The 24,694-nt window shown below is 65.7% G+C and carries 9 protein-coding genes, 6 rRNA genes and 2 other annotated features; of the genes, 3 read left to right on the top strand and 12 right to left on the bottom strand.

Annotated elements, in window-relative coordinates:
* Positions 1 to 149: 149 nt before the first annotated feature.
* The 5 genes from AAEM63_RS12650 to AAEM63_RS12670 form a co-directional block, all read right to left on the bottom strand.
* A complete protein-coding gene (locus AAEM63_RS12650; RefSeq protein ID WP_341358626.1) occupies positions 150 to 1,307 on the bottom strand; it encodes a branched-chain amino acid aminotransferase in 1,158 nt (385 codons plus the stop codon).
* A gap of 126 nt (positions 1,308 to 1,433) precedes the next feature.
* Positions 1,434 to 2,477 (bottom strand): 3-isopropylmalate dehydrogenase, encoded by a 1,044-nt coding sequence (locus tag AAEM63_RS12655; RefSeq protein WP_341358627.1) that lies wholly within the window; start codon positions 2,475 to 2,477, stop codon positions 1,434 to 1,436.
* Between the two features lie 102 nt (positions 2,478 to 2,579).
* Positions 2,580 to 3,608, bottom strand: a complete 1,029-nt coding sequence (gene ilvC, locus AAEM63_RS12660) for a ketol-acid reductoisomerase (protein WP_341358628.1) — start codon at positions 3,606 to 3,608, stop codon at positions 2,580 to 2,582.
* A 78-nt stretch (positions 3,609 to 3,686) separates the two neighbouring features.
* On the bottom strand, positions 3,687 to 4,211 hold the full coding sequence (gene ilvN / locus AAEM63_RS12665; protein ID WP_123913664.1) for an acetolactate synthase small subunit: 525 nt from the start codon (positions 4,209 to 4,211) through the stop codon (positions 3,687 to 3,689).
* Between the two features lie 13 nt (positions 4,212 to 4,224).
* Complete coding sequence (locus tag AAEM63_RS12670; protein WP_341358629.1) at positions 4,225 to 6,081, bottom strand: acetolactate synthase large subunit; 1,857 nt, start codon at positions 6,079 to 6,081, stop codon at positions 4,225 to 4,227.
* A gap of 515 nt (positions 6,082 to 6,596) precedes the next feature.
* On the opposite strand from AAEM63_RS12670, the gene AAEM63_RS12675 reads away from it, so the two are divergent.
* The 3 genes from AAEM63_RS12675 to istB all read left to right on the top strand — a co-directional run bounded on the left by AAEM63_RS12675 (position 6,597) and on the right by istB (position 10,949).
* The gene (locus tag AAEM63_RS12675; protein WP_341358630.1) at positions 6,597 to 8,177 is read left to right on the top strand and encodes a TrkA C-terminal domain-containing protein; all 1,581 of its coding nucleotides are present in this window, start codon (positions 6,597 to 6,599) and stop codon (positions 8,175 to 8,177) included.
* Between the two features lie 430 nt (positions 8,178 to 8,607).
* Positions 8,608 to 10,140 carry an IS21 family transposase gene (gene istA / locus AAEM63_RS12680; RefSeq protein WP_341358078.1) on the top strand — a complete coding sequence of 511 codons (1,533 nt, stop codon included), beginning with the start codon at positions 8,608 to 8,610 and terminating at the stop codon, positions 10,138 to 10,140.
* The gene (istB, locus tag AAEM63_RS12685; protein ID WP_341358079.1) at positions 10,140 to 10,949 is read left to right on the top strand and encodes an IS21-like element helper ATPase IstB; all 810 of its coding nucleotides are present in this window, start codon (positions 10,140 to 10,142) and stop codon (positions 10,947 to 10,949) included. Before istA ends, istB begins: the two co-directional genes overlap by 1 nt.
* Before the next feature lie 152 nt (positions 10,950 to 11,101).
* On the opposite strand, the gene rrf (AAEM63_RS12690) is transcribed toward istB, so the two are convergent.
* From rrf (AAEM63_RS12690) to AAEM63_RS12720, 7 genes are all read right to left on the bottom strand, one after another.
* A 5S ribosomal RNA gene (gene rrf, locus AAEM63_RS12690) occupies positions 11,102 to 11,218 on the bottom strand.
* Between the two features lie 161 nt (positions 11,219 to 11,379).
* Positions 11,380 to 12,252, bottom strand: a sequence feature (23S ribosomal RNA rRNA prediction is too short).
* Positions 12,253 to 12,296: 44 nt separating this feature from the next.
* Positions 12,297 to 12,388, bottom strand: a sequence feature (23S ribosomal RNA rRNA prediction is too short).
* Between the two features lie 691 nt (positions 12,389 to 13,079).
* A 5S ribosomal RNA gene (rrf, locus tag AAEM63_RS12695) occupies positions 13,080 to 13,196 on the bottom strand.
* Positions 13,197 to 13,345: 149 nt separating this feature from the next.
* Positions 13,346 to 16,460: ribosomal RNA gene (locus AAEM63_RS12700) — 23S ribosomal RNA — on the bottom strand.
* Positions 16,461 to 16,785: 325 nt separating this feature from the next.
* Positions 16,786 to 18,309: ribosomal RNA gene (locus AAEM63_RS12705) — 16S ribosomal RNA — on the bottom strand.
* The 16S, 23S and 5S rRNA genes sit together here, the layout of an rRNA operon.
* A gap of 699 nt (positions 18,310 to 19,008) precedes the next feature.
* Positions 19,009 to 20,715: a dihydroxy-acid dehydratase gene (ilvD, locus tag AAEM63_RS12710; RefSeq protein ID WP_341358631.1), complete on the bottom strand. Its 1,707-nt coding sequence runs from the start codon at positions 20,713 to 20,715 to the stop codon at positions 19,009 to 19,011.
* A gap of 311 nt (positions 20,716 to 21,026) precedes the next feature.
* Positions 21,027 to 21,143: ribosomal RNA gene (gene rrf, locus AAEM63_RS12715) — 5S ribosomal RNA — on the bottom strand.
* 149 nt (positions 21,144 to 21,292) lie between these two features.
* Positions 21,293 to 24,407, bottom strand: a 23S ribosomal RNA gene (locus AAEM63_RS12720).
* Positions 24,408 to 24,694: the final 287 nt, after the last annotated feature.

Raw genomic sequence — 24,694 nt, forward strand, 5'->3', positions numbered from 1 at the left:
CGTCAGTGTGCCACATCGCCGTCCGACTGTGGACGGGTGCGCCCACATCGTGGACCCGGCGCGCCACCCCCGCCGGCGACCCGGCGCCGGACCACACCTACCGCTCGAACCGCGACGTCCCCCCGTTCCGCACGAGAGCGCGGCGGGTATCACACGAGCCGGTACATCCACTCGTGCGGGTCCGGTCGGTGGCCGTACTGGATCTCGGTGAGCGTGCCGTAGAGCTCGCGCGTGGTCTCCCCCGGGGCGCCGTCGGCGACCGTGACGTCGAAGTCGGCGCCGGCGAGCCGGCCGATCGGCGTGATGACCGCCGCGGTCCCGCACGCGAAGAGCTCGCGCACCGCCCCGGACCGGATCTGCTCGAGCAGGGCCGCGAGGGTGATCGTCTCCTCGCGGACCTCCCGACCGCCGTCGCGCAGGAGCTGCAGGATCGACGCCCGGGTCCCGCCCTCGAGGATGGTGCCCGTCAGCGCCGGGGTGCGCACCGCGCCGTCGGCGTCGACGACGAAGACGTTCATCCCGCCCAGCTCCTCGAGCTGCGTGCCGGTGGCCGCGTCGAGGAAGCACACCTGCTCGAACCCCTTGGCGTAGGCCTCCTGCTGGGGCAGCAGCGACGCGGCGTAGTTGCCGCCGGTCTTGGCCGCGCCCGTCCCGCCGGGGCCGACACGGTGGAAGTCCTGCGAGACCCAGATCGAGACCGGGGTGAAGCCGTGCGGGAAGTACGGGCCCACGGGCGACGCGATGACGAGGTAGTCGATCTCGTGCGCGGCCCGGACCCCGAGGAACGCCTCGGTGGCCACCATGAAGGGGCGCAGGTACAGGCTCGAGCCCTCGGACCCGGGGACCCAGCGCTCGTCAGCCGCGACGAGCGCGGCGAGCGAGCCGACGAAGTCCTCCTCGGGCAGCTCGGGCAGGGCCAGGCGACGGGCCGATGCGTTGAACCGGGCGGCGTTGAAGCCGGGCCGGAAGGTCCAGACCGACCCGTCGTCGTGCCGGTAGGCCTTGAGCCCCTCGAACACCTCCTGGCCGTAGTGGAGGACGGCGGCGGCCGGGGAGATCGTCAGCGGCCCGAAGGCCTCGGTGCGCCGCTCGTGCCAGCCTCGCTCCTGCGTCCAGCGGGCGCGGCCCATGTGGTCGGTGAACGCGACCCCGAAGGAGAGCTTGCCCATGACCTCACCGTGCGCGTCGGCGCCGGCCGGGGCCGTGTTGGGGGTCAGCGGGAACCGCTTCGCCACCTCCGCGGCGGGCGGGAGCTGGGCGGCGGAGAGCCCGGTGAGGGTGGCGACCTGCTCGGACGAGGTGCTCATGGTGACCTTCTCGGCTGGGATCGGTTCTCGGAACGACGGTAGCGCCGCCCGGCCCGTCGCCGGGGTCGGCGGACGGGCTCGGGGGGTGATGACGTGCGCGCGCCGAGCGCAGCGGCGCGCGCGGCGTCAGGACCGTACTCGGGCCGCCAGTGCGTCGCCGACCTGCGAGGTCGACCGCGCGGTGCCGTCGCGGCCGGCGATGTCCGCGGCGACGGCGCCGGAGATCCGGCGCGCCTCGTCGACCAGGCCGAGGTGCTCGAGCATGAGCGCGACCGAGAGCACCGTGGCGGTGGGGTCGGCCTTGGCCTGGCCGGCGATGTCCGGGGCGGAGCCGTGGACCGGCTCGAACATCGACGGCGTCGACCGGTCGGGGTTGATGTTCCCCGAGGCCGCCAGCCCGATGCCGCCGGTGATGGCGGCGGCGAGGTCGGTGAGGATGTCGCCGAACAGGTTGTCGGTGACGATGACGTCGAACCGGGCGGGGTCCGTGACGAGGTAGATCGTCGCGGCGTCGACGTGGGCGTAGTCCACCGCGACGTCGGGGAACTCGGCCCCGACCGTCTCGACGGTGCGCCGCCACAGGTGGCCGGCGTGGACGAGCACGTTGTGCTTGTGCACGAGGGTCAGCTTCTTGCGAGGCCGGGCCTGGGCGCGGGCGAAGGCGTCCCGCACCACCCGCTCGACGCCGAAGGCGGTGTTGACCGAGACCTCGTTGGCCACCTCGTGGGGGGTGCCGGCGCGGATCGCGCCGCCGTTGCCCACGTAGGGGCCCTCGGTGCCCTCACGGACGACGACGAAGTCGATCTCGCCCGGGTCGGCGAGCGGCGTCGGCACGCCCGGGTACAGCGTGGAGGGACGCAGGTTGACGTAGTGGTCCAGCGCGAAGCGCAGCTTCAGCAGCAGGCCACGCTCGAGCACGCCCGAGGGGACCGAGGGGTCACCGATCGCGCCGAGAAGGATCGCGTCGTGGCCGGCGATGGCCTCGAGGTCCGCGTCGGTGAGCGTCTCGCCGGTCCGGTGCCAGCGGGCCGCGCCGAGGTCGAAGGGAGTCTGCTCGACCTGGACGTCGGAGCCGTCGAGCACCGCGCCGAGGACCTTCAGGCCCTCCGCGACCACCTCCGGGCCGATGCCGTCCCCTGCCACCACCGCGAGCCTGATCGTGCGCGTCATGCTGCGAACCTACCGGCGTTGTCCACCACGTGATACCTCGGTCTCATGAATTGGAATGGAGCGACGCCGCCCCCGGCGGGGGCGGCGTCGCGACCGGCCCGGTCAGCGGCCGGCGTGGCCCTCGACGTAGTCGGAGTCCTTGCTCTCGACCCACGCGAAGAGCTTGCGCAGCTCGCGGCCGGTGGACTCGATCGGGTGCGCCTCCCCCTTGGCACGCAGCTCCTGGAACTCCGGCGCGCCGGCGTCCTGGTCGTCGATGAAGCGCTTGGCGAAGGCCCCGGAGCGGATGTCCGCCAGGACCTCCTTCATGTTCTCCTTGACCTGCGGGGTGATGACGCGCGGGCCGGAGACGTAGTCGCCGTACTCTGCGGTGTCGGAGACCGACCACCGCTGCTTCGCGATGCCGCCCTCGTAGATGAGGTCGACGATGAGCTTGAGCTCGTGCAGGACCTCGAAGTAGGCGACCTCGGGCTGGTAGCCCGCCTCGGTGAGGGTCTCGAAGCCGTACTGGATGAGCTGGGAGACACCGCCGCAGAGCACGGCCTGCTCGCCGAAGAGGTCGGTCTCGGTCTCCTCGGTGAACGTGGTGCGGATGCCGGCGGCGCGCAGACCGCCGATGGCCTTGGCGTAGCTGAGGGCGGTCTCCCAGGCCGTACCGGTGGCGTCCTGCTCGACGGCGACGATGACGGGGACCCCGCGCCCGGCCTCGTACTCCCGGCGCACGAGGTGGCCGGGGCCCTTCGGGGCGACCATGACGACGTCGTGGCCGGCCTCGGGCTGGATGTAGCCGAAGCGGATGTTGAAGCCGTGCGCGAAGAGCAGCGCGGCGTCGGGCTTGAGGTTGGGGGCGATGTCCTGCGCGTACAGGCCTCGCTGGTGCTGGTCGGGCGCCAGGACGACGACGAGGTCCGCGCCGGCGACGGCCTCGCCGACCGTGGCGACCTTGAGGCCCTGCTCCTCGGCCTTGGCCCGGGAGGCGGAACCCTCGCGCAGGCCGACGGTGACGTCGACGCCGGAGTCGCGCAGGTTCAGCGCGTGCGCGTGCCCCTGGCTGCCGTAGCCGACGACGGCGACCTTCTTCGACTGGATGACGGACAGGTCGGCGTCGTCGTCGTAGAACAGCTCGGCCACGATGGTTCTCCTTCTCGGTTGGAAAGTGCTCGCGCCTGCGGCGCGGGACGGCTGGGTCGTGCGGTCAAGGGTGGCAGGTCAGGCGGTCCGGACGGCCCGCTCCACCGCCCGGTCGGTCATCGAGCGCGACCCACGGGCGATCGCGACCGCGCCGGACTGGACGATCTCACGGATGCCGTGCGGCTCGAGGGCGGTGAGCAGGGCGCGGATCTTGCCGTCGCCACCGGTCGCCTCGATCGTCACGGCGTCGGGCGCGACGTCGACGACGTGGGCGCGGAAGAGCTCGACGACCTGCAGGACGGCCGTGCGGGAGGCGTCGTCGGCGCGCACCTTGACCAGGAGGAGCTCGCGCTGGACGGATGAGTCCGGCTCGAGCTCGACGATCTTGAGCACGTTGACGAGCTTGTTGAGCTGCTTGGTCACCTGCTCCAGCGGCAGCTCGGCGGCGTCGACGACGACGGTGATCCGGGAGATCTCGGGGTGCTCGGTCGGGCCCACCGCCAGGGAGTGGATGTTGAAGGCGCGTCGGGCGAACAGGGCCGCGACGCGGGTGAGGACGCCGGGCTTGTTCTCGACGAGGACGGAGAGGGTGTGCTTGCTCATGGGTGGCTCCTGCTCACTCGTCGCGGTCCCACGCGGGGGTGATGCCGCGCGCGTACTGGATGTCGTCGTTGCCGACGCCGGCGGCCACCATCGGCCAGACCATCGCGTCGCGGCTGACGACGAAGTCGATGACGACCGGGGCGTCGTTGATCTCCATCGCCTTGCGGATGGTGTCGTCGATGTCCGCGGCGGACTCGCACCGCAGGCCCACGCAGCCGTAGGCCTCCGCGAGCTTGACGAAGTCGGGGATGTGCTTGGTCTCGTGCCCCGTGTGGAGGTCGGTGTGCGAGTAGCGGCCCTCGTAGAAGAGGGTCTGCCACTGCCGGACCATGCCGAGGGAGGAGTTGTTGATGAGGGCCACCTTGATGGGGATGCCCTCGAGGGCGCAGGTCGCCAGCTCCTGGTTGGTCATCTGGAAGCAGCCGTCGCCGTCGATGGCCCACACCGTCGCGTCGGGCCGGGCGGCCTTGGCCCCCATGGCTGCGGGGATCGCGTAGCCCATGGTGCCCAGCCCACCGGAGTTGAGCCACGTGCGCGGGTTCTCGTAGCTGATGAACTGGGCCGCCCACATCTGGTGCTGCCCCACGCCGGAGGCGTAGATGGCGTCCGGGCCCGCGATCTCGCCCAGCCGGGAGATGACGTGCTGCGGCGCGATCAGGCCGTCCTCGGTCGGGGTCCAGCCCAGCGGGTAGCGCTCGCGCAGCTCGTCGAGCTGCTGCCACCACCTGGCGAGGTCGGGGCGGCCGTACTGCACGTGGGCGGCCGCGAGCTCGCTGACGAGCTCGGTCGCGACCTCCTTGAGGTCGCCCACGATCGGCACGTCGGCGGTGCGGTTCTTGGAGATCTCGGCGGGGTCGATGTCGGCGTGGACGATCTTCGCCCGGGGGGCGAAGCTGTCCAGCCGGCCCGTGACGCGGTCGTCGAAGCGGGCACCGAGCGCGACGATGAGGTCGGCCTTCTGCAGGGCCGCGACGGCGGGGACGGTGCCGTGCATACCCGGCATGCCGAGGTTCTGCTGGTGGGAGTCCGGCACCGCGCCGCGTGCCATGAGGGTCGTCACGACCGGCGCGCCGGAGAGGTTGACGAGCTCGAGCAGCTCCGGCGACGCGTTCGCACGGATCGCTCCACCGCCGACGTAGAGCACGGGCCGGCTGGCCGTGGCCAGGAGCCGGGCGGCCTCGCGGACCTGCCGGGCGTGCGGCTTGGTGACGGGGTGGTACCCGGGCAGGTCCATCTGCGGCGGCCAGACGAACGTCGAGGCTGCCACCTGGGCGGACTTGGCGATGTCGACGAGCACCGGGCCGGGACGACCCGTGGACGCGATGTGGAACGCCTCGGCGATGCGAGCGGGGATCTCGTCGGCGTCGGTGACGAGGAAGGAGTGCTTCGTCACCGGCATCGTCGCTCCGACGATGTCGGCCTCCTGGAACGCGTCCGTGCCGATCATCGCGGCACCGACCTGGCCGGTGATCGCGACGACGGGCACGGAGTCCATGTTGGCGTCGGCGAGCGCGGTGATGAGGTTGGTGGCCCCGGGGCCGGAGGTCGCCATGCACACGCCGACCTTGCCCGTGGCCGCCGCGTAGCCGGTAGCCGCGTGGCCGGCCCCCTGCTCGTGCCGGACGAGGATGTGCCGCAGCAGGGTGGAGTCGTACAGCGGGTCGTAGGTGGGCAGGATGGCGCCGCCCGGCATCCCGAAGATGGTCTCGACGCCGAGTTCCTCGAGCGCCCGGACGATGTTGCGGGCGCCGGTGGAGGGCTCGGAGATCCGCTCACGGTCGGGCGAGGCTACGACCGGCGTCGGACGGACGGGGACCGGAGCGGTCGTGGCTGCGGGACGCGGGGGCGCCGGGTGCGGTGCCTTGGCCATCATGAGCCTCCTGGGGGCGGTACTGCGTCGAGGGTGGTGCTCGGGGTCCTGCCGCGGACATGAAAAAACCCCTCGCCCCCGTCCGCGGGGGTGCCGAGGGGCGCGCGCAGCGTCGTCGTCAGCGACGGGCTGCGCGCCCGGGAACTACTACGAGGTGGTGCATGGCACACACCATAGCCCGGACGCCGCCGCTGGTCACGCCACACCAGCGTTGTCTCACATCGTGGAGCACGGAGCCAGATGTTGGACGGTCGTCGGGCGCTTCGACCACGCAGGGGATGTGCCGTGGGGAGCGCTCACCACCGGCCGGCGGCCCGCCGCAGAACCGTCGACGGCCCGCCACCGAATCGGCGCGAGGCTGAACGCTCCTGCGCCTGTGGCGTCCGGTCCGCGGTATCGGTGCGCCGGACCTGGGCCCAGTGGCGATCGGCACACCTGGTCCGTGACCTCCGCCCGTGCCCGTCGCCGCCACGCGGCGCTAGGTTGCGTCTAGGACCGAACCACCGGGAGCCGACATGCAGGCAGTCTTCACGACCCTGGCCGAGCAGCCGCTGCTGCTCCTCTTCGGGGTGCTGGGGGTCGGCGCGGTCATCGGCCGGATCTCCGTCCGGGGCATCTCGCTCGGTGCGGCCGCCGTGCTCTTCAGCGCCATCGGGGTCACGGCGTGGGCCGACTCCTCCGGCATCACGGTGGAGATACCGGAGGTCGTGGGGTTCCTCGGCCTGGCGGTCTTCGCCTTCGTCACGGGCATCACGTCGGGCCCCAACTTCTTCCACACCCTGCGCACGGCCTGGCCGGTCATGCTTGCGGTCGCCGCCGTCCTCGTCGCCGGTGCCGCCACGGCGGTGGGCCTGGGCCGCACCCTCGGCCTCGGTGCGGAGACGATCGCCGGAACGTTCGCGGGAGCGCTCACCAACACCCCCGCCCTCGCCGCGGCGGGCGGGACACCGGCGGCCACGGTGGGGTACGCCGTCTCCTACCTGTTCGGCGTGCTGGGCATGCTGGCCCTGACCACGCTCGCCCTGCGCTTCAGCGCCACCGACACCGACGCCCCGGCACCGGTCGTCGACGTCACCCTGCGGGTGGACACGGAGGCTCAGCCCACGGTGGCCGAGCTGCGGAGCAGGCACGGTGGCCAGCTGCTCTTCTCCAGGATCCGCCGGGAGGAGACCGGGCCGGCCGAGAGCGTGCCGGACGACACCGTGCTCCACGCGGGGGACGTCATCACCGTCGTCGGGCCGACGACGGAGATCGAGACGCTCACCGCCGAGCTCGGCCACCGCTCCTCCCACGACCTCATGCTCGACCGCTCGCACCTGGACTTCCGACGGATGACGGTCTCCGACCCCCGCCTCGCCGGCCGGACGGTCGGCCAGCTGGGTCTCGAGACGAGGTTCCAGGCGACCGTCGCGCGGGTCCGGCGCGGAGACGTCGACATGGTCGCCACGCCCGACCTCGTCGTCCAGATGGGCGACCGGGTCCGGGTGGTCGCGCCGACCTCGCGGATGAACGAGGTCACCCGGTACTTCGGCGACTCCGCACGTGGCCTCTCGGACATCAACCCCGCGGCGTTCGGCCTGGGTCTGCTCGTCGGCCTCCTCATCGGTGAGATCCCCATCCCCGTCCCCGGTGGTGCGACGTTCTCGATCGGCGCCGCGGCAGGCACACTCATCGTCGGCCTGATCATGGGCCGCATCGGCCGGATCGGGCGGGTGGTGACCGCACTGCCCTACACCGCGTCCATGGTCCTCTCCGAGTTCGGCCTCCTTGTCTTCCTCGCCTACGCCGGGACCAAGGCCGGCTCCCTCATCACCGACGCCTTCACCTCGGGCGACGTGGTCGCCATCTTCATCCTCGGTCTCGCGACCACGCTCGTGGTGGGCGCGGGGACCTTCGCCGTTCTGCGTTGGGGGTTCCACAGCGGCGGCACACGGCTTGCGGGCATCCTCGGCGGAACGCAGACACAGCCGGCGCTCCTGGCCTACGCCAACGGCCGCACCGGCCACGACCCCCGGGTGGCGCTGGGCTACGCCCTTGTCTACCCCACCGCCATGGTGGTCAAGATTCTCCTGGCACAGGTCCTCGGCGGCCTCTGAGCTCGGCCGTCCACGAGCCGGGCGCGGCCGGCGGTCGACGAGCCGAGGGAAGCGAGACGGTCGCCGAGGCGAGATGGCCTGTGGAGGCCGACTTACCGGTAAGCCCGAGCCGTAGTGCAGCAGACCGTCGTCCGGGAACGCAGACCGCCGTTCAGGAATGCAGAAAGGCGTCCAGTAATGCAGAAAGGCGTCCAGTAATGCAGAAAGGCGTCCAGTAATGCAGAAAGGCCACACCCTTTTGTTGGCGGCCACGGGAGACTGCCCGGAGGCGGCCAGATAGCTGCCCGGTGGCGGTCGTGAGAGTTGCCCGCTGACGGTCATGGGATCTGCCCGACACGACATTCCTGCCCTGCCGCGCTGACGCGGTTCGGGGCCCCTCCTCGGGTGCGATGGCGGTGCTGAAGCGCCCATCGCCCCGAGGAGGGACAACGTGAAGTCTGCCGAGGAGATCATGGAAATTCTCGAAGCGTTTGATCTGACTGGTTCGTACAGGGACGCCGGCGAGCTCGCCGGGGTCTCCCATCACACCGTCGCCCGATACGTCGCCGCTCGTGACGCGGGACGGTTGAGCGAGAGGCCGGCGGCCCGTCCGCAGCTGATCGATGAGTTCTTGCCCAAGGTCGAGGAGTGGGTGGACAAGAGCAACGGCAAGATCCGCGCCGACATCGCCCATGACAAGCTGGTTGCCCTGGGATTCACCGGGTCGGAGCGGACAACCCGCCGGGCGGTCGCGGCGGTGAAGAAGGCTTACCGGCAGGGCAGGGCCCGGGTGCATCGGCCCTGGGTCACCGAGCCGGGGCTGTGGTTGCAGTACGACTTCGGTGACGGCCCGGTCATCGACGGCGCGCGGACGGTGTTGTTCTGCGCGTGGCTGGCGTGGTCGAGGTTCCGGGTCGTGCTGGCGATCAGGGACAAGACGATGCCGAGCGTGTTCGCCGCCCTGGACCAGGTCTTCCGGGTTCTGGGTGGGGTGCCGACGTATGTGCTGACCGACAACGAGAAGACCGTCACCGTCGAGCACATCGCCGGGATGGCGGTGCGGAACCCGCAGATGGTGGCCTTCGCCCGGCACTACGGGGTCAGCGTGCTCACGTGCGAGCCGGCCGACCCGGCAAGCAAGGGCGGGACGGAGGCCACGGTCAAGGTCGCCAAGGCCGACCTGGTCCCGAAGGAGACGAACCTGCTGCCCGGTTACGCCTCGTTCGCCGAGCTCGAGGCGGCCTGTCAGGCGTTCACCGATCTGGTCAATCACCGGGTCCACCGGGTCACCCGGCGGGTCCCGGCGGAGATGCTGGCCGAGGAACGCGCCCGCCTGCATGCCCTGCCGGCGGCCCCGCACACGGTCGCGTTCGGGCTGACACGGCAGGTGCCGGCGAACTCCCCGATGGTGACCTTCGAGGCCGGGCAGTACTCCGTGCCGCATCACCTCCTCGGGGAGAGGGTGTGGGTCCGCACCTACGGCGCCGGGCCTGGGGAGCAGGTCGTCATCGTCCACGCCGGCGAGTCCGGCCCGGTCGAGGTCGCCCGCCACGCCCGCGCCACACCGGGCTCCCCGAGCATCGACGACGCGCACTTCCCGCCCGCCCCGGCCGGTGCCCTGGAGCGCCGGCCGCGTCCGAAGAGCGCCGCGGAGATCGAGTTCCTCGCCCTGGGTGACGGGGCCCGGCTCTGGCTGAGCGAGGCCGCCGCGGCCGGCACGACGAAGATGCGGGTCAAGATGGCCGAGGCCGTCGCCCTGGCCAAGCTCTTCGATCCCGGTGAGGTCGACTGGGCCCTGGGCCACGCCGCCGTCCACGCCCGCTTCGCCGAGGCCGACCTGCCCTCGATCCTGAACCACGCGGGCACGAGCGACGGTGAGGTCCACCGCGCCGGGGAGGACCGCTCCTTGACCCAGGGCACCGCCGGCTGGGCCGCCCTGGGCCAGCAACCGCCCGCCAGCCCCGGCGTCGAGGAGGTGGCCTGATGACCACCACGACCACACGCACGAGCGTGCCGGCCCTGGGAGTGCCGTCCGCGCCGCCGCTACCCGGCGACCTCGAGGCCCTGCTCCGCCGGCTGCGCCTGCCCCACATCCGCCACCAGGCACCCGAGGTCATCGCCACCGCCAAGGCCCAACGCTGGGAACCCGTCGAGGTTCTACGGGCCCTGTTCGCCGAGGAGGCCGCCGGCCGGGACCGGGCCTCCCTGGCCACCCGCCGGACCGCGGCCGGGTTCCCCACCGGCAAGACGTTCGACGCCTGGGACGAGGCCGCGTCCTCGATCCCGGTCCCGACCCAGCACGCGCTACGGACCCTGGAGTGGGTCCACCGCAAGGAGAACCTCGTCGTCTGCGGGCCGTCGGGGACCGGGAAGACGTTCCTGCTCGAGGCCCTGGGGCACCAAGCCGTCGAGCAAGGCCTGCGGGTCTCGTGGTTCACCCTCGAAGACCTCGGCGCCCTCCTGCGCAGGCACCGCGCCGACGACACCGTCACCAAGGCCATCGCGAAGGTGCTGCGCGCCGACCTCGTGGTCGTCGACGACATCGGCCTCCTCCCGGTCGCCACCGACGCCGCCGAGGGCCTCTACCGCCTCGTCGACGCCGCCTACGAGAAACGAGCCGTCGCGATCAGCTCCAACCTCCACCCCGCCGGGTTCGACGAGCTCATGCCCAAGACCATCGCCACCGCGACCGTCGACCGGCTCCTCCACCACGCCCACGTCTGCCAGACCAGCGGCGAGTCCGTCCGCCTGTCCCAGGCCCTCTCCGGTCGAGGAGTGACGCCCTTGGCCTGACCACCCGGGCCGGTGATGGCCAGCCCCTGGGCAGATCCCATGGCCATCACCGGGCAGATCCCGTGACCGTCACCGGGCAGGTCTCACGACCGCCCCTGGGCAGTTCCCACTGTCCCTTGACACCCTTTCGGGTGTGGCCTTTCCACAATGGTGTTCGGCGGTGTCCTACTCTCCCACACAGTCTCCCGTGCAGTACCATCGGCGCTGAGGGGCTTAGCTTCCGGGTTCGGAATGGGACCGGGCGTTTCCCCCTCGCTATGACCGCCGTAACTCTGTCGAGTTGTGCGCAACCCCTTCCGCGTTCCCCTCGTTTCCGCCGGCCACCCGGTGTGGGGGTGGTGGTGGGGTGTGTGGGGTGCGGGGTGCGTTACCCGGGAACCGTACAGTGGACGCAAGCAGTCGTTTGGATGCTTTGTGTTGTGGCAAGTTGTCGGCCAATTAGTACCGGTCAGCTTCACGAGTCGTTAGTCCTCGCTTCCACATCCGGCCTATCAACCCAGTGGTCTGCTGGGGGCCTTCCCAGGACAAGCCTGGTGGAAACCTCATCTTGAAGCAGGCTTCCCGCTTAGATGCTTTCAGCGGTTATCCCTCCCGAACGTAGCCAACCAGCCGTGCTCCTGGCGGAACAACTGGCACACCAGAGGTTCGTCCGTCCCGGTCCTCTCGTACTAGGGACAGCCCTTCTCAAGTTTCCTGCGCGCGCAGCGGATAGGGACCGAACTGTCTCACGACGTTCTAAACCCAGCTCGCGTACCGCTTTAATGGGCGAACAGCCCAACCCTTGGGACCTACTCCAGCCCCAGGATGCGACGAGCCGACATCGAGGTGCCAAACCATGCCGTCGATATGGACTCTTGGGCAAGATCAGCCTGTTATCCCCGGGGTACCTTTTATCCGTTGAGCGACGGCGCTTCCACAAGCCACCGCCGGATCACTAGTTCCGACTTTCGTCCCTGCTCGACCTGTCAGTCTCACAGTCAAGCTCCCTTGTGCACTTGCACTCGACACCTGATTGCCAACCAGGCTGAGGGAACCTTTGAGCGCCTCCGTTACATTTTAGGAGGCAACCGCCCCAGTTAAACTACCCACCAGGCACTGTCCCTGGTCCGGATCACGGACCGAGGTTAGATGTGCAGTACGACCAGAGTGGTATTTCAACGATGACTCCACACTCACTGGCGTGAATGCTTCACAGTCTCCCACCTATCCTACACAAGCCGTACCGAACACCAATACCAAGCTATAGTAAAGGTCCCGGGGTCTTTCCGTCCTGCTGCGCGTAACGAGCATCTTTACTCGTAGTGCAATTTCGCCGAGTTCGCGGTTGAGACAGCGGAGAAGTCGTTACGCCATTCGTGCAGGTCGGAACTTACCCGACAAGGAATTTCGCTACCTTAGGATGGTTATAGTTACCACCGAGCGACTTGTCACACCCGGCGAGCAGCACCGATCCGTCGAGGCGCTCGGCCTGCATGACGGTCTCGACGGAGTCGGCGATCACGTCGCGGGAGACCAGCGAGAAGTGCATCCCCTCGTGCCCCATCGAGATCCCGTCAGAGACCGAGATGGTCCCGAACTGGAGTGGATATCCGCCGCCGGCGTGGACGCCGTCCTTCGCGGCCTGCGCCAGGCGGTCGAGGGAGAGGTTGCAGGGGGTGATCTCGTTCCAGGAGCTCGCGACTCCGATCTGGGGCTTGGCAAAGTCCTCGTCGCCCATACCCACCGCGCGAAGCATGCCGCGCGCGGCGGTGGCCTCGATGCCATCCGTGACCGTGCGGCTACGGGGCTTGATGTCCGGGCCGGTAGCTGTGTCATCCATGCGGCTGAGTCTAGAGCGACCCGCTTCCACCGCTGCTCACGTGGCCGAGCATCGGACACCGGCGCGGGACACCGGCACGGCGTCCTGAGCCACCAAGTCGCGTGGCGGCCCGGCGCTGGGAGTGTGTCTGTGCCCGTGGTGTGAGCGGTAAGCGGTACGCCCGGCCCGGGTCGGGGAGAGGTCGGATACGAAGAAGGGAGCGGGCACCCGCGCGGGCACGGCGCCTTTGTGGGTCCGGAGATGCTGAAATCTGTTGGGACCGGGAATGCAGAAAGGCCACACCCTTTCGGGTGTGGCCTTTCCACAATGGTGTTCGGCGGTGTCCTACTCTCCCACACAGTCTCCCGTGCAGTACCATCGGCGCTGAGGGGCTTAGCTTCCGGGTTCGGAATGGGACCGGGCGTTTCCCCCTCGCTATGACCGCCGTAACTCTGTCGAGTTGTGCGCAACCCCTTCCGCGTTCCCCTCGTTTCCGCCGGCCACCCGGTGTGGGGGTGGTGGTGGGGTGTGTGGGGTGCGGGGTGCGTTACCCGGGAACCGTACAGTGGACGCAAGCAGTCGTTTGGATGCTTTGTGTTGTGGCAAGTTGTCGGCCAATTAGTACCGGTCAGCTTCACGAGTCGTTAGTCCTCGCTTCCACATCCGGCCTATCAACCCAGTGGTCTGCTGGGGGCCTTCCCAGGACAAGCCTGGTGGAAACCTCATCTTGAAGCAGGCTTCCCGCTTAGATGCTTTCAGCGGTTATCCCTCCCGAACGTAGCCAACCAGCCGTGCTCCTGGCGGAACAACTGGCACACCAGAGGTTCGTCCGTCCCGGTCCTCTCGTACTAGGGACAGCCCTTCTCAAGTTTCCTGCGCGCGCAGCGGATAGGGACCGAACTGTCTCACGACGTTCTAAACCCAGCTCGCGTACCGCTTTAATGGGCGAACAGCCCAACCCTTGGGACCTACTCCAGCCCCAGGATGCGACGAGCCGACATCGAGGTGCCAAACCATGCCGTCGATATGGACTCTTGGGCAAGATCAGCCTGTTATCCCCGGGGTACCTTTTATCCGTTGAGCGACGGCGCTTCCACAAGCCACCGCCGGATCACTAGTTCCGACTTTCGTCCCTGCTCGACCTGTCAGTCTCACAGTCAAGCTCCCTTGTGCACTTGCACTCGACACCTGATTGCCAACCAGGCTGAGGGAACCTTTGAGCGCCTCCGTTACATTTTAGGAGGCAACCGCCCCAGTTAAACTACCCACCAGGCACTGTCCCTGGTCCGGATCACGGACCGAGGTTAGATGTGCAGTACGACCAGAGTGGTATTTCAACGATGACTCCACACTCACTGGCGTGAATGCTTCACAGTCTCCCACCTATCCTACACAAGCCGTACCGAACACCAATACCAAGCTATAGTAAAGGTCCCGGGGTCTTTCCGTCCTGCTGCGCGTAACGAGCATCTTTACTCGTAGTGCAATTTCGCCGAGTTCGCGGTTGAGACAGCGGAGAAGTCGTTACGCCATTCGTGCAGGTCGGAACTTACCCGACAAGGAATTTCGCTACCTTAGGATGGTTATAGTTACCACCGCCGTTTACTGGGGCTTAAATTCTGAGCTTCGCCTTGCGGCTGACCCGTCCTCTTAACCTTCCAGCACCGGGCAGGCGTCAGTCCGTATACATCGTCTTGCGACTTCGCACGGACCTGTGTTTTTAGTAAACAGTCGCTTCTCCCTGGTCTCTGCGGCCCTCAAAGGCTAGCCAGCAAGTGGCTTCACCCCTCAGGCCCCCCTTCTCCCGAAGTTACGGGGGCATTTTGCCGAGTTCCTTAACCACGATTCTCTCGATCGCCTTGGTATACTCTACCTGACCACCTGAGTCGGTTTAGGGTACGGGCGGCTAGTCCCTCGCGTCGAGGCTTTTCTAGGCAGCATAGGATCACCCTACTTCCCCCCTACGGGGTCACTATCGGATCTGAGGCTATGTGGGGTGCGGATTTGCCTGCACCCCGCCCTGCATCCTTAGACGTGCATTGCCATTAAGCACGCGGTGGCTACCTGTCTGCGTCACCCCTGTTAACACGCTTACCTACTACCGGATCGGGTCCCACGCGCCCCCGCCCCCCAGCCCGAAGGCCAAGGAGAAGGTTTGGGTGGTTAGCATCACCGGGCTCGGTATGGTCGGTCCTTCGCCGGTACGGGAATATCAACCCGTTGTCCATCGACTACGCCTGTCGGCCTCGCCTTAGGTCCCGACTTACCCAGGGCGGATTAGCCTGGCCCTGGAACCCTTGGTCATTCGGCGGACGGGTTTCTCACCCGTCATTCGCTACTCATGCCTGCATTCTCACTCGTGTGGGATCCACCACTGGGTCACCCCGCAGCTTCACCTCCCACACGACGCTCCCCTACCCATCCACGCCCCTGAACACCCATCGAGTGGGTGCTGGGGTATGCGTGAATGCCACAGCTTCGGCGGTGTGCTTGAGCCCCGCTACATTGTCGGCGCAGAATCACTTGACCAGTGAGCTATTACGCACTCTTTCAAGGGTGGCTGCTTCTAAGCCAACCTCCTGGTTGTCTGTGCAACTCCACATCCTTTCCCACTTAGCACACGCTTGGGGGCCTTAGCTGGTGGTCTGGGCTGTTTCCCTCTCGACTACGAAGCTTATCCCCCGCAGTCTCACTGCCATGCTCTCACTTACCGGCATTCGGAGTTTGGTTGACGTCAGTAACCTTGTAGGGCCCATCGGCCATCCAGTAGCTCTACCTCCGGCAAGAAACACATGACGCTGCACCTAAATGCATTTCGGGGAGAACCAGCTATCACGGAGTTTGATTGGCCTTTCACCCCTACCCACAGGTCATCCCCTCAGTTTTCAACCTAAGTGGGTTCGGTCCTCCACGCGGTCTTACCCGCGCTTCAACCTGCCCATGGGTAGATCACTCCGCTTCGGGTCTAGAGCACGCGACTAAAGACGCCCTATTCGGACTCGCTTTCGCTACGGCTTCCCCACACGGGTTAACCTCGCCACATGCCACTAACTCGCAGGCTCATTCTTCAAAAGGCACGCCGTCACCCCAACCATGGAGGCTCCGACGGATTGTAAGCATCCGGTTTCAGGTACTATTTCACTCCCCTCCCGGGGTACTTTTCACCTTTCCCTCACGGTACTAGTCCGCTATCGGTCACCAGGTAGTATTTAGGCTTACCAAGTGGTCTTGGCAGATTCACACGGGATTTCACGGGCCCCGTGCTACTCGGGATACCTACAAGGAGGCCGCGATGTTTCGTCTACGGGGGTCTCACCCACTACGCCCGGCCTTCCCAGACCGTTCGACTACACCACGACTTTCTCACTCCACACCGCCCCGGCAGAGACGGTAAGCAGGTCCCACGACCCCGAAGGTGCAACGCCCGCCGGCTATCACACACCCCCGGTTTAGCCTCATCCGCTTTCGCTCGCCACTACTCACGGAATATCTCTTCCTGTGGGTACTGAGATGTTTCACTTCCCCACGTTCCCCCCACACGCCCTATATATTCAGGCGCGGGTAACCAGACATGACTCTGGCCGGGTTTCCCCATTCGGACACCCTCGGATCACAGCTCGTTTGCCAGCTCCCCGAGGCTTATCGCAGGCTACAACGTCCTTCTTCGGCTCCTGGTGCCAAGGCATCCACCGAATGCTCTTAAAAACTTGCCACAAAAGATCAAAGATGCTCGCGTCCACTGTACAGTTCTCAAACAACGCACCAACACCTCCCCGAACCCCCAACATCACACAGGGGACCGGGCCAGGAATGGTCACCAGAAGGCCAGCCACCACACCCACCCCACCACCCAACCACCCCCACAGGGGCGACCAGAGCACGGGGCCGGCAGGCCTGTTCCCTCAGGACCCAACAGCATGCACAAGCCCTTGACGTTCCACCCATGAGCGAACTGCCCGGTGAACACTCGCCACCGACAGCAGCCACAAACACCCCGACCCCCAAGGGGGGACGCGGATGCGCTGTGAAGCTCCTTAGAAAGGAGGTGATCCAGCCGCACCTTCCGGTACGGCTACCTTGTTACGACTTCGTCCCAATCGCCAGTCCCACCTTCGACGGCTCCCCCCTACAAGAGGTTGGGCCACCGGCTTCGGGTGTTACCGACTTTCGTGACGTGACGGGCGGTGTGTACAAGGCCCGAGAACGTATTCACCGCAGCGTTGCTGATCTGCGATTACTAGCGACTCCGACTTCATGGGGTCGAGTTGCAGACCCCAATCCGAACTGAGACCGGCTTTTTGGGATTCGCTCCACCTCGCGGCATCGCAACCCTTTGTACCGGCCATTGTAGCATGCGTGAAGCCCAAGACATAAGGGGCATGATGATTTGACGTCATCCCCACCTTCCTCCGAGTTGACCCCGGCAGTCTCCCATGAGTCCCCGGCATAACCCGCTGGCAACACAGGACAAGGGTTGCGCTCGTTGCGGGACTTAACCCAACATCTCACGACACGAGCTGACGACAACCATGCACCACCTGTACACCGACCTTGCGGGGCACCCATCTCTGGATGTTTCCGGTGTATGTCAAGCCTTGGTAAGGTTCTTCGCGTTGCATCGAATTAATCCGCATGCTCCGCCGCTTGTGCGGGCCCCCGTCAATTCCTTTGAGTTTTAGCCTTGCGGCCGTACTCCCCAGGCGGGGCACTTAATGCGTTAGCTGCGGCACGGAACCCGTGGAATGGGTCCCACACCTAGTGCCCAACGTTTACGGCATGGACTACCAGGGTATCTAATCCTGTTCGCTCCCCATGCTTTCGCTCCTCAGCGTCAGTAACGGCCCAGAGACCCGCCTTCGCCACCGGTGTTCCTCCTGATATCTGCGCATTCCACCGCTACACCAGGAATTCCAGTCTCCCCTACCGCACTCTAGTCTGCCCGTACCCACTGCAGGCGCGAGGTTAAGCCTCGCGTTTTCACAGCAGACGCGACAAACCGCCTACGAGCTCTTTACGCCCAATAATTCCGGACAACGCTTGCGCCCTACGTATTACCGCGGCTGCTGGCACGTAGTTAGCCGGCGCTTCTTCTGCAGGTACCGTCAACCCGAAGGCCTTCTTCCCTACTGAAAGAGGTTTACAACCCGAAGGCCGTCATCCCTCACGCGGCGTCGCTGCATCAGGCTTGCGCCCATTGTGCAATATTCCCCACTGCTGCCTCCCGTAGGAGTCTGGGCCGTGTCTCAGTCCCAGTGTGGCCGGTCACCCTCTCAGGCCGGCTACCCGTCGTCGCCTTGGTAGGCCATCACCCCACCAACAAGCTGATAGGCCGCGAGCCCATCCCCAACCGATAAATCTTTCCACACACCACCATGCGATAGCGCGTCATATCCGGTATTAGCCACGGTTTCCCGCGGTTATCCCGAAGTCAGGGGCAGGTTGCTCACGTGTTACTCACCCGTTCGCCACTAATCCACCAGCAAGCTGGCATCATCGTTCGACTTGCATGTGTTAAGCACGCCGCCAGCGTTCGTCCTGAGCCAGGATCAAACTCTCCGTTAAAAAACACTCGCCAAACCACACCCAAAAGCGCGGCCGACAAACCATACGAAGAGCACACCCCCAACCCACCAAAGCAGGCCAAGGGCAAACCCATGACTACACACACCCAGACCCAACCGGGGGCCAGGACCAGGCGCGATAACCAAAACAAAACAAAGACCCCAGACACCACAACCAACCCCCCACCACAAAAGCAGGAGACCAGCCACGACACCCAGAATCAAATGGCATCAAAAACTTGGCACACTGTTGAGTTCTCAAGAAACAGACACACACCACCCAGACCCGAAACAACCCTCGGACCCGAACTGGGGCAACCTCTCTAACTTATACCCCCCACCGCACCCAGTCAACTTCACCAGTTTCCCAGCTCCATCGACCGAACCACGCCGGCCAGGCACCCACCAACGACCGCAGCACAAGACCACGAACCGAAGAGGGAAAGTCTCCGCGGGACCGGCCACCATCACGGTGTCCGTACCTCCCTGGCGGGACTCAGAAATATTAAGCAGCCCCCACCCCCACCGTCAAACCCACCCACCATGGCCTACACCACACCCCACCAGCCCACGAGACCCCGGCCGGCGGCACCACACCGCCAACACACACGGCGCCGCGGCGCGTGGGAGCGCGACAGCGCCCCACCCGAGCCGGGTGGGGCGCTGTGCATGTGCGTCGACGGCGGGGCCTGCGTCGTCCCTACTCGAGGATCGCTCCTCGGGAGGCCGAGCGGACGAGCTTGGTGTACTTGCCGAGGACGCCCTTGGTGTACCGGGGCGGCAGGGGCTGCCAGCCGTCACGGCGACGAGAGAGCTCGGCGTCGTCGACGAGAAGCTCGAGGCGACCGCCGGCGACGTCGAGCCGGATCTGGTCGCCGTCCTGGATGAACGCGATGGGACCGCCGTCGACCGCCTCGGGGGCGATGTGTCCCACGCACAGACCGGTGGTCCCGCCCGAGAACCGGCCGTCCGTGAGCAGCAGGACGTCCTTGCCCAGGCCGGCGCCCTTGATGGCACCGGTGATCGCGAGCATCTCGCGCATGCCCGGCCCACCCTTCGGTCCCTCGTACCGGATCACGACGACGTCCCCATGACCGATCGTGCCGTTCTCGAGCGCGTCCATCGCAGCCCGTTCACGGTCGAACACGCGCGCGGTGCCCTCGAAGACGTCGGACTCGAAGCCGGCCGACTTCACGACGGCGCCCTCGGGTGCGAGGGAGCCGTGGAGGATGGTGATGCCGCCGGTGGGTGCGATCGGCGTCGATGCCGCGCGGAGCACCTTCCCGTCCGGTGCGGGCGGGTCGAGCTTCTCGAGGTTCTCCGCGACGGTCCGCCCGGTGACGGTCATGCAGTCACCGTCGAGGAGCCCGGCGTCGAACAGCGACCTCATGACCACCTGGATGCCGCCCACCCGGTCCACGTCGTTCATGACGTACCGGCCGTAGGGCTTGAGGTCGGCGAGGTGGGGAACCTTGGCGCCGATCCGCCGGAAGTCGTCGAGGGTGAGGTCGACGTCCGCCTCGTGCGCGATGGCGAGGAGGTGGAGGACCGCGTTGGTGGATCCCCCGAAGGCCTGGACCACCGCGATGGCGTTCTCGAACGCTGCCTTCGTCATGATGTCGTGCGAGGTGATGCCCTGCCGGAGCAGTTCCACCACCGCCTCGCCGGCCCGCCGGGCGGCGGCGTCGCGGCGCCGGTCGGCCGAGGGCGGGCTGGCCGAACCGGGGATCGACATGCCGATCGCCTCGGCGACCGTCGCCATGGTGTTCGCCGTGTAGTAGCCACCGCAGGCACCCTCACCCGGACAGATCGCGCGCTCGATCCGCTCGAGGTCCTCGGTGCTCATGAGGCCGCGGGAGCAGGCCCCGACCGCCTCGAACGCATCGATGATGGTCACGTCCTTCTCGGTGCCGTCCGAGAGCTTCACCCATCCCGGCATGATCGTGCCGGCGTAGATGAAGACGCTCGCCAGGTCGAGCCGCGCCGCCGCCATGAGCATGCCGGGAAGCGACTTGTCACACCCGGCGAGCAGCACCGATCCGTCGAGGCGCTCGGCCTGCATGACGGTCTCGACGGAGTCGGCGATCACGTCGCGGGAGACCAGCGAGAAGTGCATCCCCTCGTGCCCCATCGAGATCCCGTCAGAGACCGAGATGGTCCCGAACTGGAGTGGATATCCGCCGCCGGCGTGGACGCCGTCCTTCGCGGCCTGCGCCAGGCGGTCGAGGGAGAGGTTGCAGGGGGTGATCTCGTTCCAGGAGCTCGCGACTCCGATCTGGGGCTTGGCAAAGTCCTCGTCGCCCATACCCACCGCGCGAAGCATGCCGCGCGCGGCGGTGGCCTCGATGCCATCCGTGACCGTGCGGCTACGGGGCTTGATGTCCGGGCCGGTAGCTGTGTCATCCATGCGGCTGAGTCTAGAGCGACCCGCTTCCACCGCTGCTCACGTGGCCGAGCATCGGACACCGGCGCGGGACACCGGCACGGCGTCCTGAGCCACCAAGTCGCGTGGCGGCCCGGCGCTGGGAGTGTGTCTGTGCCCGTGGTGTGAGCGGTAAGCGGTACGCCCGGCCCGGGTCGGGGAGAGGTCGGATACGAAGAAGGGAGCGGGCACCCGCGCGGGCACGGCGCCTTTGTGGGTCCGGAGATGCTGAAATCTGTTGGGACCGGGAATGCAGAAAGGCCACACCCTTTCGGGTGTGGCCTTTCCACAATGGTGTTCGGCGGTGTCCTACTCTCCCACACAGTCTCCCGTGCAGTACCATCGGCGCTGAGGGGCTTAGCTTCCGGGTTCGGAATGGGACCGGGCGTTTCCCCCTCGCTATGACCGCCGTAACTCTGTCGAGTTGTGCGCAACCCCTTCCGCGTTCCCCTCGTTTCCGCCGGCCACCCGGTGTGGGGGTGGTGGTGGGGTGTGTGGGGTGCGGGGTGCGTTACCCGGGAACCGTACAGTGGACGCAAGCAGTCGTTTGGATGCTTTGTGTTGTGGCAAGTTGTCGGCCAATTAGTACCGGTCAGCTTCACGAGTCGTTAGTCCTCGCTTCCACATCCGGCCTATCAACCCAGTGGTCTGCTGGGGGCCTTCCCAGGACAAGCCTGGTGGAAACCTCATCTTGAAGCAGGCTTCCCGCTTAGATGCTTTCAGCGGTTATCCCTCCCGAACGTAGCCAACCAGCCGTGCTCCTGGCGGAACAACTGGCACACCAGAGGTTCGTCCGTCCCGGTCCTCTCGTACTAGGGACAGCCCTTCTCAAGTTTCCTGCGCGCGCAGCGGATAGGGACCGAACTGTCTCACGACGTTCTAAACCCAGCTCGCGTACCGCTTTAATGGGCGAACAGCCCAACCCTTGGGACCTACTCCAGCCCCAGGATGCGACGAGCCGACATCGAGGTGCCAAACCATGCCGTCGATATGGACTCTTGGGCAAGATCAGCCTGTTATCCCCGGGGTACCTTTTATCCGTTGAGCGACGGCGCTTCCACAAGCCACCGCCGGATCACTAGTTCCGACTTTCGTCCCTGCTCGACCTGTCAGTCTCACAGTCAAGCTCCCTTGTGCACTTGCACTCGACACCTGATTGCCAACCAGGCTGAGGGAACCTTTGAGCGCCTCCGTTACATTTTAGGAGGCAACCGCCCCAGTTAAACTACCCACCAGGCACTGTCCCTGGTCCGGATCACGGACCGAGGTTAGATGTGCAGTACGACCAGAGTGGTATTTCAACGATGACTCCACACTCACTGGCGTGAATGCTTCACAGTCTCCCACCTATCCTACACAAGCCGTACCGAACACCAATACCAAGCTATAGTAAAGGTCCCGGGGTCTTTCCGTCCTGCTGCGCGTAACGAGCATCTTTACTCGTAGTGCAATTTCGCCGAGTTCGCGGTTGAGACAGCGGAGAAGTCGTTACGCCATTCGTGCAGGTCGGAACTTACCCGACAAGGAATTTCGCTACCTTAGGATGGTTATAGTTACCACCGCCGTTTACTGGGGCTTAAATTCTGAGCTTCGCCTTGCGGCTGACCCGTCCTCTTAACCTTCCAGCACCGGGCAGGCGTCAGTCCGTATACATCGTCTTGCGACTTCGCACGGACCTGTGTTTTTAGTAAACAGTCGCTTCTCCCTGGTCTCTGCGGCCCTCAAAGGCTAGCCAGCAAGTGGCTTCACCCCTCAGGCCCCCCTTCTCCCGAAGTTACGGGGGCATTTTGCCGAGTTCCTTAACCACGATTCTCTCGATCGCCTTGGTATACTCTACCTGACCACCTGAGTCGGTTTAGGGTACGGGCGGCTAGTCCCTCGCGTCGAGGCTTTTCTAGGCAGCATAGGATCACCCTACTTCCCCCCTACGGGGTCACTATCGGATCTGAGGCTATGTGGGGTGCGGATTTGCCTGCACCCCGCCCTGCATCCTTAGACGTGCATTGCCATTAAGCACGCGGTGGCTACCTGTCTGCGTCACCCCTGTTAACACGCTTACCTACTACCGGATCGGGTCCCACGCGCCCCCGCCCCCCAGCCCGAAGGCCAAGGAGAAGGTTTGGGTGGTTAGCATCACCGGGCTCGGTATGGTCGGTCCTTCGCCGGTACGGGAATATCAACCCGTTGTCCATCGACTACGCCTGTCGGCCTCGCCTTAGGTCCCGACTTACCCAGGGCGGATTAGCCTGGCCCTGGAACCCTTGGTCATTCGGCGGACGGGTTTCTCACCCGTCATTCGCTACTCATGCCTGCATTCTCACTCGTGTGGGATCCACCACTGGGTCACCCCGCAGCTTCACCTCCCACACGACGCTCCCCTACCCATCCACGCCCCTGAACACCCATCGAGTGGGTGCTGGGGTATGCGTGAATGCCACAGCTTCGGCGGTGTGCTTGAGCCCCGCTACATTGTCGGCGCAGAATCACTTGACCAGTGAGCTATTACGCACTCTTTCAAGGGTGGCTGCTTCTAAGCCAACCTCCTGGTTGTCTGTGCAACTCCACATCCTTTCCCACTTAGCACACGCTTGGGGGCCTTAGCTGGTGGTCTGGGCTGTTTCCCTCTCGACTACGAAGCTTATCCCCCGCAGTCTCACTGCCATGCTCTCACTTACCGGCATTCGGAGTTTGGTTGACGTCAGTAACCTTGTAGGGCCCATCGGCCATCCAGTAGCTCTACCTCCGGCAAGAAACACATGACGCTGCACCTAAATGCATTTCGGGGAGAACCAGCTATCACGGAGTTTGATTGGCCTTTCACCCCTACCCACAGGTCATCCCCTCAGTTTTCAACCTAAGTGGGTTCGGTCCTCCACGCGGTCTTACCCGCGCTTCAACCTGCCCATGGGTAGATCACTCCGCTTCGGGTCTAGAGCACGCGACTAAAGACGCCCTATTCGGACTCGCTTTCGCTACGGCTTCCCCACACGGGTTAACCTCGCCACATGCCACTAACTCGCAGGCTCATTCTTCAAAAGGCACGCCGTCACCCCAACCATGGAGGCTCCGACGGATTGTAAGCATCCGGTTTCAGGTACTATTTCACTCCCCTCCCGGGGTACTTTTCACCTTTCCCTCACGGTACTAGTCCGCTATCGGTCACCAGGTAGTATTTAGGCTTACCAAGTGGTCTTGGCAGATTCACACGGGATTTCACGGGCCCCGTGCTACTCGGGATACCTACAAGGAGGCCGCGATGTTTCGTCTACGGGGGTCTCACCCACTACGCCCGGCCTTCCCAGACCGTTCGACTACACCACGACTTTCTCACTCCACACCGCCCCGGCAGAGACGGTAAGCAGGTCCCACGACCCCGAAGGTGCAACGCCCGCCGGCTATCACACACCCCCGGTTTAGCCTCATCCGCTTTCGCTCGCCACTACTCACGGAATATCTCTTCCTGTGGGTACTGAGATGTTTCACTTCCCCACGTTCCCCCCACACGCCCTATATATTCAGGCGCGGGTAACCAGACATGACTCTGGCCGGGTTTCCCCATTCGGACACCCTCGGATCACAGCTCGTTTGCCAGCTCCCCGAGGCTTATCGCAGGCTACAACGTCCTTCTTCGGCTCCTGGTGCCAAGGCATCCACCGAATGCTCTTAAAAACTTGCCACAAAAGATCAAAGATGCTCGCGTCCACTGTACAGTTCTCAAACAACGCACCAACACCTGTCCGAACCCCCAACATCACACAGGGGACCGGGCCAGGAATGGTCACCAGAAGGCCAGCCACCACACCCACCCCACCACCCAACCACCCCCACAGGGGCGACCAGAGCACGGGGCCGGCAGGCCTGTTCCCTCAGGACCCAACAGCATGCACAAGCCCTTGACGTTCCACCCATGAGCGAACTGCCCGGTGAACACTCGCCACCGACAGCAGCCACAAACACCCCGACC

It is taken from the genome of Georgenia sp. M64, assembly GCF_038049925.1.
Taxonomy (GTDB): Bacteria; Actinomycetota; Actinomycetes; order Actinomycetales; family Actinomycetaceae; genus Georgenia.

Excerpts from the sequence above, each read along its gene's own strand:
- AAEM63_RS12650 (WP_341358626.1), bottom strand. The coding sequence starts at position 1,307 with ATGAGCACCTCGTCCGAGCAGGTCGCCACCCTCACCGGGCTCTCCGCC.
- AAEM63_RS12655 (WP_341358627.1), bottom strand. The coding sequence starts at position 2,477 with ATGACGCGCACGATCAGGCTCGCGGTGGTGGCAGGGGACGGCATCGGC.
- ilvN (WP_123913664.1), bottom strand. The coding sequence starts at position 4,211 with ATGAGCAAGCACACCCTCTCCGTCCTCGTCGAGAACAAGCCCGGCGTC.
- AAEM63_RS12670 (WP_341358629.1), bottom strand. The coding sequence starts at position 6,081 with ATGGCCAAGGCACCGCACCCGGCGCCCCCGCGTCCCGCAGCCACGACC.
- AAEM63_RS12675 (WP_341358630.1), top strand. The coding sequence starts at position 6,597 with ATGCAGGCAGTCTTCACGACCCTGGCCGAGCAGCCGCTGCTGCTCCTC.
- istB (WP_341358079.1), top strand. The coding sequence starts at position 10,140 with ATGACCACCACGACCACACGCACGAGCGTGCCGGCCCTGGGAGTGCCG.
- ilvD (WP_341358631.1), bottom strand. The coding sequence starts at position 20,715 with ATGGATGACACAGCTACCGGCCCGGACATCAAGCCCCGTAGCCGCACG.